11 protein-coding genes and 1 pseudogene are annotated in these 12,215 nt (G+C 72.8%); 3 read left to right on the top strand and 9 right to left on the bottom strand.

Translation table 11 applies throughout. The features are described 5' to 3' along the window. Positions 1–15 precede the first annotated feature (15 nt). Together ACIHAD_RS39015 and ACIHAD_RS39010 are read left to right on the top strand one after the other, a co-directional pair. Positions 16–660, top strand: a complete 645-nt coding sequence (locus ACIHAD_RS39015; RefSeq protein WP_397359794.1) for a hemerythrin domain-containing protein — start codon at positions 16–18, stop codon at positions 658–660. Beyond that, complete coding sequence (locus ACIHAD_RS39010) at positions 660–1,649, top strand: hypothetical protein (protein ID WP_397359793.1); 990 nt, start codon at positions 660–662, stop codon at positions 1,647–1,649. Before ACIHAD_RS39015 ends, ACIHAD_RS39010 begins: the two co-directional genes overlap by 1 nt. Here ACIHAD_RS39010 and ACIHAD_RS39005 read toward each other — a convergent pair. From ACIHAD_RS39005 to ACIHAD_RS38975, 7 genes and pseudogenes are all read right to left on the bottom strand, one after another. Continuing rightward, positions 1,576–2,178: a S26 family signal peptidase gene (locus tag ACIHAD_RS39005; protein WP_397359792.1), complete on the bottom strand. Its 603-nt coding sequence runs from the start codon at positions 2,176–2,178 to the stop codon at positions 1,576–1,578. The two genes, ACIHAD_RS39010 and ACIHAD_RS39005, sit on opposite strands and share 74 nt — an antisense overlap. A gap of 16 nt (positions 2,179–2,194) precedes the next feature. Continuing rightward, the gene (locus ACIHAD_RS39000) at positions 2,195–4,036 is read right to left on the bottom strand and encodes an ABC transporter ATP-binding protein (RefSeq protein ID WP_397359791.1); all 1,842 of its coding nucleotides are present in this window, start codon (positions 4,034–4,036) and stop codon (positions 2,195–2,197) included. Further along, on the bottom strand, positions 4,033–4,572 hold the full coding sequence (locus tag ACIHAD_RS38995; RefSeq protein ID WP_397359790.1) for a TlpA disulfide reductase family protein: 540 nt from the start codon (positions 4,570–4,572) through the stop codon (positions 4,033–4,035). Before ACIHAD_RS38995 ends, ACIHAD_RS39000 begins: the two co-directional genes overlap by 4 nt. A 223-nt stretch (positions 4,573–4,795) precedes the next feature. Continuing rightward, positions 4,796–5,104 (bottom strand): annotated as a pseudogene (locus ACIHAD_RS38990) (MauE/DoxX family redox-associated membrane protein); the annotation flags it as partial. Between the two features lie 119 nt (positions 5,105–5,223). After that, positions 5,224–5,427: a hypothetical protein gene (locus tag ACIHAD_RS38985; RefSeq protein ID WP_352366027.1), complete on the bottom strand. Its 204-nt coding sequence runs from the start codon at positions 5,425–5,427 to the stop codon at positions 5,224–5,226. A 212-nt stretch (positions 5,428–5,639) separates the two neighbouring features. Further along, the gene (locus ACIHAD_RS38980) at positions 5,640–8,669 is read right to left on the bottom strand and encodes a BTAD domain-containing putative transcriptional regulator (protein WP_397359789.1); all 3,030 of its coding nucleotides are present in this window, start codon (positions 8,667–8,669) and stop codon (positions 5,640–5,642) included. Between the two features lie 245 nt (positions 8,670–8,914). Next, positions 8,915–9,238, bottom strand: a complete 324-nt coding sequence (locus tag ACIHAD_RS38975) for a cupin domain-containing protein (protein WP_397359788.1) — start codon at positions 9,236–9,238, stop codon at positions 8,915–8,917. Between the two features lie 71 nt (positions 9,239–9,309). On the opposite strand from ACIHAD_RS38975, the gene ACIHAD_RS38970 reads away from it, so the two are divergent. After that, a complete protein-coding gene (locus ACIHAD_RS38970) occupies positions 9,310–10,278 on the top strand; it encodes a GlxA family transcriptional regulator (RefSeq protein WP_397359787.1) in 969 nt (322 codons plus the stop codon). A gap of 19 nt (positions 10,279–10,297) precedes the next feature. Here ACIHAD_RS38970 and ACIHAD_RS38965 read toward each other — a convergent pair whose 3' ends face one another. Both ACIHAD_RS38965 and ACIHAD_RS38960 read right to left on the bottom strand, forming a co-directional pair. Beyond that, complete coding sequence (locus ACIHAD_RS38965; RefSeq protein ID WP_397359786.1) at positions 10,298–10,852, bottom strand: dihydrofolate reductase family protein; 555 nt, start codon at positions 10,850–10,852, stop codon at positions 10,298–10,300. Between the two features lie 83 nt (positions 10,853–10,935). Then, positions 10,936–12,147 carry a cation:proton antiporter gene (locus ACIHAD_RS38960; protein WP_397359785.1) on the bottom strand — a complete coding sequence of 404 codons (1,212 nt, stop codon included), beginning with the start codon at positions 12,145–12,147 and terminating at the stop codon, positions 10,936–10,938. Between the last annotated feature and the right edge of the window lie 68 nt (positions 12,148–12,215).

The following is a 12,215-nucleotide window of genomic DNA, read 5'->3' as shown; positions in this document are numbered from 1 at the left end:
TGAGGGAACAGACTGATGATCACACCAGAACACCTGACCGGCTTCCTGATGATGCACGCCGGTTTCCGCGCCGAGTTCGGCCGCCTGGCCGAGGCGTGCGGCGACCCGCGTGACGACGCGCACGAGGAGCTGCTGGAGGAGCAGCTCGCGCTCGTGCTGGACATGCTGCACGCCCACCACTCGCACGAGGACGCCACCCTGTGGCCCAAGCTCGCCGGCCGCGCCCCGGAGGCGGCGCCCGCGCTGGCCGAGCTGGAGTCCGAGCACTCCCTGCTCGACCCGCTCGTCGAGGCCGCCGCCGACCGCGGGACGCCCCTGGCCGAGCGCGCGCCCACCCTGCGGCGGCTGCACGAGCTCGTCAACGAGCACCTCGACCACGAGGAGCGGACCGCAGTGCCGCTCATGCTCCGCCACCTGACCCCCGACGACGTCGAGGCCGACAGACGCCAGGCGATGGACGACTTCGGCCGCCGCCGGGTCCCCGTCATCCTCGGCTGGCTCGCCTCCAGCGCGGACGCCGGCCTGCTCGCGGCGTCGTACGCCGACCTGCCGGTGGTGGCCCGGCTGATGTTCCGCCTGTTCTGGTGGCCGGCCTACCGGCGGCGCTTCGCCCGCCTGTACGCCGCCGCCGCCCCCGCGATCGCGATCCTGGAGCCGTGATGACCGCATCCGCACCGACAACGTGGCCGCGCGAGGCGGCCGAGGTCTTCGACCGCGCCCTGGTCTGCCAGTACGCCTCGCTCACCCGCGACGGGCGGCCCGTCACCTGGCCCGTCACGCCGTACGTCGGCGCGGGCGGCACGTTCGACGTGAGCACCGGGCTCACCTACCCCGACAAGGCCGAGCGCGCCCGCCGCGACCCGCGCGTCGCGCTGCTCTGCTCCGGGGCCGGGGACAGCGGGCCGGACCGGGCGCCCGTCGTCCTCGTGCAGGGCCGGGCGACCGTGCGCGACGCGGATCTGCAGGCCGGCACCGACCGGTACGTCCGCGAGTCGACGGCCAAGACCGGCGCCGGGTTCGCCGGGATGCCGTGGTTCCTGGTGAAGCGGCTGGGATGGTACTTCGCCCGCGTCTGGGTGGAGGTCACCCCCGAGCGGATCGTCCGGTGGCCCGAGGGCGACCTGTCCGGGACGCCCGAGGTCTGGACCAGCCCGGGGGACGTCGCCGTCCCCGCCTCCGACCCCGCCCCCACGGGCCCCCGGCTGCCGAGCCGGTCCGCGCCGCCGATGGACTGGCGGCCCTTCGCCGACCGCGCCGCCCGCCTGGGCGAGCCCGTCGTCACCATGGTCGCCGACGGCCTGCCGCTGGCCGTGCCCACCCGCTCCGCCGTACGGACCGAGGCCGGCTTCGACCTGCGGCTGCCCGTCGGCGTCCGGGCCGCCGGAGGGCCGGTGTGCCTGACCTTCCACCGGCACGGCCCGGCCATGGAGTGGCAGGAGAACGTGGTGCTGGTCGGCAGCGGTGCCGGAGCGGGCGACCGGCTGAGCGTACGGGTGGAGCGGGCGCTGAACGACTGGAGCCTCCCGGAGAACCGGCGCGAGCGCGGCCGTTCGTTCCTCGGCCAGGGCAGGATGCTCAGGAAGCGGCTGGAGGCCGAGGCCGCCCGGCGGGGCCAGCCGGTGCCGCGCGTCCGCCGTCCGCCCGCGTGACGCCGGGGGCCGGGGTGATGCGCCGTACCACCACGCCGACCAGCCATCGCGCCGGCACGTAGCCGAAGTGCCGCGAGTCGCGCGAGGCCGCGGCGTTGTCGCCGAGCACGACCAGGCACCCCTCGGGCACGACCCGGCCGGGCGCCCGCGGCAAGGCGGCGACCTCACGGGGAACGGGGTCGCCGGGGACGGCGGTCGCGCGCTTGATCACCCGGAACGGCTCGTCGGCCGGCTCCGGTGCCGCGGACCTCCCGGCCGGCGCGCGGGGGTCCGTGGCGAGCGCGGCCTCGGCCGCCATCTCCGGCCACATCTCCGTGAGGCTGCCGGACAGCAGCACCACCTGGCCGCGCCGGACCGCCGCCAGGGGCGTCCGCCGGACCAGCACCCGGTCGCCGTCGCGGTAGGCCGGTTCCATGCTCACGCCCGCCACCGTGATGACGACGTAGCGACGGCGCAGCCGGACGGCGACCGCGGCCGACGCCCCGAGGACACACCCCGCTGCCGTGAGCAGGGCCAAGGCGAGCCTCAACGGCGCTTCCCTCCCCTCATCGCGTCACGGGCTCCTCGGCGTAACCGGCCGCCTGGACGGTGAACAGCCGGGCGTACGTGCCCCGGGCGGCGAGCAGGTCGGCGTGCCGCCCCTGTTCGACGACCAGCCCGCCGGACAGGACGACGATGAGGTCGGCGTCCCGGATCGTGTTGAGACGATGGGAGACGAGCAGGCTGCTGCGGCCGTCGCGCATGCCCCGCAGCCGGTCGTGCACCTCGTGCTCGGCCTCGGGGTCCAGGCCCGCGTTCGGCTCGTCCAGGATCATCAGGTCCCGGTCCTCGCGGAGGAAGGCGCGGGCGAGCGCCACCCGCTGCCACTGGCCGCCGGACAGCATCACCCCGTTGCCGGGATCGTCCCCCTCGGCGTCGGTGAAGAACAGCCGGGTCAGCAGCGTCCCGTAGCCGTGGGGCAGGCCGGACAGGGTGCCGTCGATCCCGGCCCGGACGGCCGCGCCGCGGATCCGTTCCAGGTCGCCGAGCGCCGTCAGATCGCCCATGGCGATGTTGTCGGCCGCGCTGAAGTCGTAGGTCATGAAGTCCTGGAGCACCGCGCCGATGCGGTGGCGCAACTCCGCCACGGGCACGTCGCGCAGGTCCACCCCGTCCCAGAGGATCGCTCCCCTGGTGGGGTCGTAGAACCGGCACAGCAGCTTGACCAGCGTGCTCTTGCCGGCGCCGTTGTGGCCGACCAGCGCCGTCGACGCGCCGTGGGGGAGGAACAGGGTGACACCGCGCAGCGCCCACGGATGGTCGTCGCTGTAGCGGAACCAGACGTCGCGCAGTTCGATGCCGTGGCGAAGGGCGGGCAGGGGCGCCGGATCGTCCGGCGGGGGCAGGTCCGGCCCGGCGTCGACCACCGCGACGTAGTGGCCGAACAGGAGCACCTGGTGGTGCGCCCCGGCCATCGACGTGATCAGCCCGCCGAGCGCCCCCTGAAGGCCGGCGACCACGGCCACGAACATCGAGACGTCGCCCACCGTGACCTGACCCCGCCCGGCCGCGACGACGACCCACACCAGGCCACCGCCGGCGATGACCGCCGACAGCGCCGCCAGGGCCCCCTGGACGACGACCTCCCGCCGGTCCGTCCGCCGCCGGTAGTCGTCGGCGGCGCGCCGCTCGGAGATCAGCCGGCCGCGGAGATAGGCGCCGAGCCCGAACAGCCGGATCTCCTTGGCCGCCGTCGCGCTGGCGAGCAGGTCGCCGTACAACATCTGCCGCCGTTCCATCGGGCCGATCCGCCACATCATGGCGGCGCGCCGCCGGGACAGCTGCAGTTCCAGCAGCACCGTGGGGACGGCGGCGGCGAGCACGACGACGGTGAACCGCGCGCTGATCACGGTCAGCGAGCCGAGGAACCCGCCCATGGTGAGCGCCCCGCGTACCACCTCGAACACCGCGTCGGCGGTCCTGGCCGGTGCTGACGCGCTCTGCTGGGCCAGCCGGAGCCGGTCCTGGAAGTGCGGATCCTCGAACCTGGCCACCCCCGCCACCTGCTCGACCGCCGCGAACAGCTCGTCGTGCGCGCGCAGGGCGGCCCTGCGGTCCATCTCGGCCCGCAGGTACTGGGAGACCTGGGGCACGACCCCGAGCGCGACCCCCACCGCCGCGAGCCCCGCCGCGGGCCCCACCAGCCCGGACGGCGAGCCCGGCGCGGACGTCAACCGGTCCAGGACGGTCTTCGTCAGCCAGGCCACCGCGACCGGGATCACCGCGACCGCCGCGGTGCACACCAGATACGCCAGGCCGTGCAGAGGCGCCGAACGGAACGTCAGCGCCACCGCACGCGCAGCGGTGGCCGCGAACGCGCCGGGAGATGTCCGTGGTTCCCGGCTCACGCAGCCCTCGTGGCCCGCAGCAGGGCGACGTCGGGCGCGGTCGCGAGCAGCGCGCCGGTGCTGTCGACGACGTAGTGCGAGGGGAAGGCGTCGACCGCGAAGGCCCGGCTGAGCTCGCCGTCGAAGTCCTCCAGGGCCACGCGGGCCACCGGGGTGAGCGTCCTGACCATCTCGTCGCTGTCCTCCCGGTCACCGGCGAGGACGGCGAGCACCTGCCGGCGCCCGCCCGGCAGCGCCCGGGCGAACTCGACGAACTCCGGCAGCGTCTCCCGGCACGTCGTGCATCCGGGGCTGAAGAAGGCGACCAGGGTCTCGCCCGTCAGCAGGTCGCGGGAGACCTGCTCACCGTCGACGGTGGTGGCCAGGAAGTCGCCGACGTCCCCGCCGGCCCTGCCCGGCGAACGGTCACCGTGGGACAGGAGGCTCTGCAGTTGAGTGGTGTGCTCCCGCAGCCGTCTGACCACTCCCAGGGTCAGCACCAGGTCGAAGAGGCACAGCGCCCCCACCAGGATCATCCCGGTGACGAGCAACGACATGACGTTCTCCTTTCGGCACCGATCCAGCGCTCGCCGCCGCCGGGGACACGAACAGTTCGACCAGGTCGTCAAGCCGGCTGACGAGTACGGCCAGCACCACTCCCACGCCGCCCGCGACCGCCGTGCCGACCGGCTGCGACCACAGCTCCGGGCGGGCGGACCCGCCTATCAGGGCCACCGCCAGGAGCACGACGTTGCGGACCAGATGGCGTCGTCCCAGAGGGGCGGGCGACGCTCCGAAGCACCGGCAGGACGTCCGCACCCCGCGACGCAGGGCACGTGCCAGCGCCGCGCTGAACACGCCGAGCAGGACGACGGCGGCGGCCAGCCCCACGACGGACGCGAACGGATGCAGAACCTGCGCGGCGATCAGCACCGGGACGGCCGACTCCGCCGCGACGACCGCTGCCGCGGCCCGGCGGGTGGCCCGTGGGCTCGTGCCGTGCCCCAGCAGGGCGGCGAGCAGGGGTCCGGTCGCCCGTACGAACTCGGCGAAGGCCGTGCGGCCGCGGGCCTTGCTCAGTGCCGACACCGCGAAGACGACACCGATCAGACATTGGCCGCCAAAAGCGACAAACTCCACCAGATTTCCTCGATACGGAGATCAAAACGCGCTTGTCCGCCCGGACCGGGCGGACAAGCGTTCAACGGCTAGCAGTAGCTGGAGATGACCGTGCACGCGCCGCAATTCGTGCCGTGGACGAGGTCGTACAGCCGCTTGCCGTAGACGACCTGGCCGCCCATGGTGCAGCACATGTACCTCCACGTGCAGCCGGCCGCGGTGGCCGACGCGTCGGCCTTGGGCGCGACCCGCTCGAGCAGGCGGTCGCTGATTCTCGTGATCGTCGCGATCATGGTTCCGCTCTCCTTCACCAACTGGTCCTCACGAAGGCCCGTGCTTGCCGTTCCTCGATGGATCACTCCATCCTGAACGGCGCATCTCGCGATTTTGTGGCGGCCGGCGGTACGGGGATTCCCGCCCCCGGCAGGCACGGTGACCTGGGCCGACGGCGCCGCGCCGCCAGAGGTGCGGACCGGCGGTACGGGAAGCGGTACGCCCGCCGCGCTCACAGGTTCCTGAGGATGACGTCGGGCGTGCCCGGGGCGTCGCCGGTCTCGATGCGGGACCGTTCGCCGGCGCTGATGAGCCGGAGGTCGTGCAGGATCGTCGCGGCGTTGCGCCGGCATTCCCGGGCGCGATCCTCCGCCCCGAGTGCGCGGTGGACCAGGCCCAGGCCCCACCAGTGGCCGGCCTCCGTGCAGCTGCCGAGGTCGTCGGCCGCGCGGTCGGCGTCGAGCGCCATGAGGAAGTGGCGCGCGGACTCCTCGTGGTGGCCCATGCGCCGGTGGGCCTCGGCGATGTAGCCGAGCGCGATGGCCGAACCCACCAGGTCCTCGATCTCGCGGGTGCCGGACAGGGCGTCGCCGAAGGCCGTGACGGCCGCCTCCGGGGCGCCGCTGCGCAGGTACGTGAGCCCGAGGTTGGTCAGCGTGATCGCCTCGCCGTACCGGTTGCCCTGGCCGCATTCGAGGTCGACCGAGAGGCGGAAGTTGCCGATGGCCTCCGCGAAACGGCCCAGCCTGCTGTAGACGACCCCCATCCGGTCGAGCTGGGCGGCCTCTCCCCGGCGGTTGCCGGTCAGCCGGTGTTGTCCGAGTGACACCTTCAGGTGGACCAGCGCCTCGTCCAGCCGGCCGAGGTCGGCCAGCACGTAACCGAGGTCGCCGTGGGTGACCGCCCGGTGGTGGGGGTCGCGCAGGCGGTCGGCGGCGGCGGCGCCCATCTCGCTGACCTCCCACAACTCCCGCCACCGCCCTCGTTCGTACAGCGGGAAGAACAGCGCCGCCGACAGGGCGGTGACCAGGTCGTCGGCGCCCAGCGCCGCGGCGCCGTCCAGCATGGCCGGAAGTTGGGCGGCCTCCGCGTCGACCCAGGCGTACACCTCCTGACGGTCACGGAAACCCGGCCTCGCGCCGGGCGTCGCCGGACCCAGCGTCGTACGCCAGACGGCGACGGGGATCACCTGCCTGCTCGCGTCCCTGGCCACGGCCAGCCGGCTGTGCAGCGCGCGCAGGACGGCACGCCGCCGCTCCTGCGGCGGGTCGTGCGCCACGGAGAGCTCCCGGGCGAAGAGCCGGGTGAGATCGTGCACGCAATAGCGTCCGGGGGCGACGGTCTGCACCAGATGCGCCTCGGTGAGCTGGTCGAGCAGGTCCTCCGCGGCCAGGACCGGGAGGCCGGCGAGCGCGGCGGCGGTGTCCACGCCGAGCTCCGTGACGTTGAGCAGGCTCATGCACCGGAACATGCGGGCCTGCGCCGGGTCGAGATCCCGGTAGCCGACCATGAGGCTGGCCCTGACCGCACGGTCCTCCAGCTCCAGCTCCGTGAGACGCCGTCCCTCCTCGGCCAGCCTCTCCGCCAGGGTCCGCCAGGTCCACGCGGGCCGCACCGAGAGGCGGGCGGCCGCGATCGAGAGCGCCAGCGGAAGGTACGCGCACTGCCGGGCCACGGCGTTCTGGGCCTCGGTGTCGGCGTCCGGCCCTGCCGCGTGATCGGGGGCGTGGCGGGTCAGCAGGGCGCGGCAGTCCTCCTCGGGCAGCACCTCCAGCTCGTACGGGATCCGGCCCTCCAGCGCGGCGAGCGTCCTGCGGCTGGTCACGATGACACCGCAGGTCGGGCTCGCCGGGAGCAGCGCGCGTACCTGCTTGACGTCCAGCACGTTGTCGAACACGAACAGCATGCGGCGTCCGGCGGTGCGGGACCGGAACTGGGCGGCGGCCTCGTCGACGTCCGTGGGCACGGCGGCCCGGTCCACGCCGAGCGATCGCAGCAGGCGGCCGAGGGACCGCAGGGGGTCCAGCGGTTCGAGGTCCGGCGTCGAGCCGTGCAGGTTGAGGTAGAACTGCCCGTCGGGAAACCGGGCGGCGGCCTGCCAGGCCACCTGGACCGCCAGCGCCGACTTGCCGATGCCGCCACAACCGGAGATCAGGATCGGCTGCGGGCGTCTGCCGACCACGTCGCGCACGAGCGCCTCGATCAGCCCGGACCGCCCGACGAAACCCGGCACCACGGGGGGCAGCTCGCGGGGGGCGGCGGGCGCGCCGCCGCCCTCCGGCGTCCGGATCTCCACGGCGCCGTCCACGCCTTGTCTGAGGACGTGGAGTTGCGCGTCCACCAGTTCCGGGCCGGGCGACACCCCCAGGTCGTCGACCAGCCGCCGGCTGATCCCGCTGAACACCTCCAGCGCGGCGGCCTGCTCGCCGCAGCCGGCGAGCGCGATCATCAGCCGCGCGTGCGCCCGCTCGTGCAGCCGTTCCACCTGCGTGATCGCACGCAGCGGCGACAGGACGAGCTCGTGCCGGCCGAGCGACTCGGCCACCTCCGCGAACTCCAGCGCGGCCGTCACCCGCTCCGCGCTCAACGCGGACACCTTGGGATGGTTGTGCAGCGCCGGAACGTCCAGCAGCGGGCTGTCCCGCCACAGATCCATCGCCTGCCCGAACGACACCGCGGCCGCGTCGAGATCGGCCCTGTCACGATGTTCACGCGCCTGGCGAAGAAGGCGCCGGAATGCCAGGACGTCCACGTCGCCGTCCGCCACGGACAGCTGATAACCGTGCTGACGGCAAATGATGAGTTTCTTGTTCCGGGCCCCGTGATGCAATGTACGGCGAAGCTTGCTGACATGGCCGTGCACCGCTCTGATATGACCGTCGCCGGGCGCGTCCCCCCATAATGCGTCGGCGATGGATTCCATCGGCACCACCTGGTTCGCGGACAGCGCGAGCAGCCCGAGAACGCCTCTCTGCCGCTCGCCGCCCAACGCGACATGCGAGCCGCGCGTCCGCACTTCGAGCGGGCCCAGGATCCGCAGCCAGAGCGCCGACGTCGCCGGACCGCCGAGGGGATCGTCCGACGTGACCAGCGGAAGGACGTCCGACAGGCGGCGCAGGGTCGCGGCGCGCGGACGGCGCGTGCGGCCCTGCTCGACGTCGCGGATGACGGCGACGCTCACCCCGGACCGGGCGGCGAGTTCCTGCTGGGTCAGGCCGGCCTGTTCGCGTCGCAGGCGCAGCACGTCACTCAGGTTCTCCATTACTCATTGCCCTCACTGAAGGATAAGGAGTTCGAGAGCGATCCGGCGGTTCGCCCCGAAGAGCTTTACCCGTCCGGTCATGGCGCGCAAGGATTCTTCGGTCGTTCGCGTACGGGTGGGAAACGTTCGCACGCTCGGCTCACCGATAAGTCGCGGCTCTGGAACTCTCTGTCCGTCCCGGCGGGCGACGCCCGTGAAATCGTCACGGCATCCGTGGGGCCCCGGAGACGTGCCCGGTGAGGCGGTTATGGGATGAGGATGCTGATGCCCAGCATGCGCGCGCCCGTCTCCGTACGCGGCCGGTGCGTGCTGCCCGGCGCGAACACCACATAGCTGCCCGGCCCGAGCCGCCGCCCCCGGTCGATGAACTCGCCGGAGATCACGTAATAGCGTTCCTCGCCCTCGTGCACGTCGACATCGGGCCATTCGGTTCCCGGGGCGAAGTCGTACATCCAGCCGCGGGCCCACTCGGTGGCGGGCAGGCGCCGCCGGACGATCCCGGGGACGACCTCAACGGGATCGACCTCGTCAACGTGCAGGATCTGGACGTCGCTCGACTCTTGCGTCATGCCCCCATCGTCGCGGCGGACGACGTCCCCCGCCCAGTGTCTGGATTGACGTCTGCGGGTATTTTCCTGCCATGAGTGTTCAGCGAGTGGTCGCGCTGGTCCTGCCGCCACAGTCCCCGTTCGAGCTGGCGTGCGCCGCCGAGGTCTTCGGCGTGCGCCGTCCCGGCCTGCCCGCCCGGTACGGGTTCCAGGTGTGCGCCGAGCGTCCGGGCGTCGTGCCGACCCTGGCGGGATTCGACATGGCGGTCGGCGAGGGACTCCCGGCGTTGGAGACGGCCGACATGGTGGTGATCCCCGGATGGCACCGCCGTGACGACCCGGCGCCGCCCGCCGTGATCGACGCGGTCCGGAGGGCTCACCGGCGAGGCGCCCGCATCGTCACGATCTGCTCGGGCACCTTCCTGCTCGCCGAGACAGGGCTGCTGGACCACCGCCGGGCGACCACCCACTGGCGGCTCGCCGCCGAGCTCGCGGCCCGTTTTCCCGACGTACAGGTCGAACCCGACACGTTGTACATCGACCTGGGCGACCTCGCGACCAGCGCCGGCACCGCCGCCGGCATCGACCTGTGCCTGCACCTGGCCCGCGCCGACCACGGCGCAGCCTACGCCGCGCACATCGCCCGCCACATGGTCATGCCACCGCACCGCGAGGGCGGCCAGTTGCAGTACAGCACCGTGCCCCCCGCCGGCCTCCCGCCGGAGTCTCTGGCGCCGGTGCTCGACTGGGCCGCCGAACGGCTGCACGGCCCCCTCACCCTCGACGACCTCGCCGCACAGGCCAAGGTCTCCGCGCGGACCCTGGCCCGCAGGTTCGCCGACCAGCTCGGTGTCAGCCCTGGCCGATGGCTCCTCCAGCAGCGCGTCACGGCGGCGCGCGCGCTGCTGGAGGAGACCGATCTCCCGGTGGAGACGATCGCGGTCAAGGTCGGCCTGTCCTCGGCCGCCAACCTCCGCAGACGTTTCCACTCCCTGGTCCACACCACGCCGGCCGCCTACCGGCGCTCCTTCGGCCGCCACGCGGGCGGCCCCTCGTCGTAGCCGGTCCGCTGCCGGTCGGTCAGGGGCGTGCGTAGCGCCGGAACATGATTCCCGAGGCGAGGGAACGGTGCTCGACCATGCGCAGCCGTACCTTCCCGCTCACGGCCAGGTACGGCTTGCCGCCCCCGACGAGCACCGGGAACTCGTACACCCAGAACTCGTCGATCAGGTCCAGCAGGGAGGCGGCCAGCTCGGGGCCGCCGATCTGGAGGGTGCCGTCGATCTCCTGCTTGAGGCGCGTCACCACGGACACGGCGTCCTCGCGGCGGACGATCGTGACCCCTTCGGGGACGGTCTGGAGGGTGTCGGAGAAGACGTACCGCGGCGTCACCTTGTAGAGCTCGGCGAACTCCCGCTCGACGGGCGGCGCGCCTTCGCCGCCGAGGTCCTGCGTCCAGGGCTTCTCCATCGCCTCGTACAGCCGCCGCCCGAACAGGAACGCCCCGGTCCGGCGAAGATGGTCGTTCGCCGCCTGGTGGAAGTCCTCGGGCGGGTCCATGAAGTCCATGCCACCGCCGGCATCCTCGATGTAGCCGTCGATCGAGGTGTTCATCCAGTAGATGACCTTGCCCATGAATGTCTCCTGAGTCGTGGTGGTCGTCCTGAGTGGAGACCCGGTGGAGCGCCGGAACTCATCGCGGCCAGGGCCTCGAAATCTCATGACGATCGTTCGCGTCCGCGCAGCCGTCCGAACCAGGCGGGGACGTCATGCTCGTCGTCGAATCCCCGCGCGACGACGATGTCGGTGGAGGAGTGCAGCAGGATCGACAGCACGATGGTCACCGCGACGAGTTGGAACACCTGCTGGGCGGCGGCGATCCCCGAGGCCAGGACGAGCAGCCCGTACACGACGGAGGCGAAGCCCTTGGGGCCGAACCAGGCCACCGCCGCCTGCTCGCGCACCGAGAGCCCGGAACGCAGGAACGACACCCAGATCGCCACCGGCCGCGCCAGCACCAGCGCGAGCACCGCGAACAGCCAGCCCTGCCAGCCGACCGAGCCGAGCAGCGCCGGGGTGATGAGCGCGCCGAACACCAGCAGCGCGGCCAGCTTGAAAAGCTCGGCGATGAGCTCGCCGAAGTGCTCGAACGACTCCCGCTGCCGCGGCCCGAACGTGGCCACGGTGATACCGGCCGAGAAGGCGGCCAGGAACAGGTTGCCGTGCGTGGCCTTGCCCACGGCCAGCACGAGCAGGCCGATGGCCAGGGCGTTGAGCGGCTCGTAGGCGGTGGAGGCGGCGAACCAGCGGGTCTGCTCCAGCTTGATCGCCGCCCACGGGATCACCACCCCGATGACGATGCCCAGCCCCAGCTCAAGCCCCAGCTCGCCCAGACGCAGATCGTCGGAGCCCGCCGCAACGGCCAGGAAGAGGATGACGAAGGGCAGCGCCAGGCCGTCGTTGACGCCGGACTCGACGTTGAGGAGCTGCCGCAGCCGGGGCGGCACCTTCTCGTTGCCGACCAGGGCGGCGGCGAAGACGGGGTCCGTCGGGGCCAGGATCGCGCCGATCAGCAGCGACTCGACCCAGCCCAGGCCGAGCAGCCAGTGGGCGCAGGCGGCGGTGATGACCAGGGTGAGCGGCAGCCCCCAGCCGAGCGCCCGGCCGGGCAGCTTCCAGGCGCCGCGCAGCTCGGCCCAGCCCACCCGCATCCCGTCGGTGAACAGCACGGTGAACAGCGCCAGCTCGGCCAGCGTGCCGACCAGGTCGTCACCCGGCCTGAGCGAGACCACGCCGAGCACACCGTCGCCCAGCACGAACCCGGCCACGAGGAACAGCGCGGCCGTGGACAGGATGGTGCGGTGGGCCAGGCTGGACAGCAGCACGGCCAGCAGCAGGACGCACGCGAACGCGGTCAGCGGCGCGCTCATCAGCGGCTCCGCCGGACAATCACCATGGAACGCCTCCGGTCAGGATCAACGGACGACCTTGCCGACCA

It is taken from the genome of Nonomuraea sp. NPDC052265 (assembly GCF_044547985.1).
GTDB lineage: Bacteria > Actinomycetota > Actinomycetes > Streptosporangiales > Streptosporangiaceae > Nonomuraea.
The sequence above is the reverse complement of the archived record's forward strand: the minus strand, read 5'-3'. Positions and strand labels throughout refer to the sequence as shown.

Bases quoted from the DNA above. Each gene is read 5' to 3' on its own strand.
- ACIHAD_RS39015 (WP_397359794.1), top strand. From the start codon at position 16: ATGATCACACCAGAACACCTGACCGGCTTCCTGATGATGCACGCCGGT.
- ACIHAD_RS39010 (WP_397359793.1), top strand. From the start codon at position 660: ATGACCGCATCCGCACCGACAACGTGGCCGCGCGAGGCGGCCGAGGTC.
- ACIHAD_RS38995 (WP_397359790.1), bottom strand. From the start codon at position 4,572: ATGTCGTTGCTCGTCACCGGGATGATCCTGGTGGGGGCGCTGTGCCTC.
- ACIHAD_RS38985 (WP_352366027.1), bottom strand. From the start codon at position 5,427: ATGATCGCGACGATCACGAGAATCAGCGACCGCCTGCTCGAGCGGGTC.
- ACIHAD_RS38980 (WP_397359789.1), bottom strand. From the start codon at position 8,669: ATGGAGAACCTGAGTGACGTGCTGCGCCTGCGACGCGAACAGGCCGGC.
- ACIHAD_RS38975 (WP_397359788.1), bottom strand. From the start codon at position 9,238: ATGACGCAAGAGTCGAGCGACGTCCAGATCCTGCACGTTGACGAGGTC.
- ACIHAD_RS38970 (WP_397359787.1), top strand. From the start codon at position 9,310: ATGAGTGTTCAGCGAGTGGTCGCGCTGGTCCTGCCGCCACAGTCCCCG.
- ACIHAD_RS38965 (WP_397359786.1), bottom strand. From the start codon at position 10,852: ATGGGCAAGGTCATCTACTGGATGAACACCTCGATCGACGGCTACATC.
- ACIHAD_RS38960 (WP_397359785.1), bottom strand. From the start codon at position 12,147: ATGAGCGCGCCGCTGACCGCGTTCGCGTGCGTCCTGCTGCTGGCCGTG.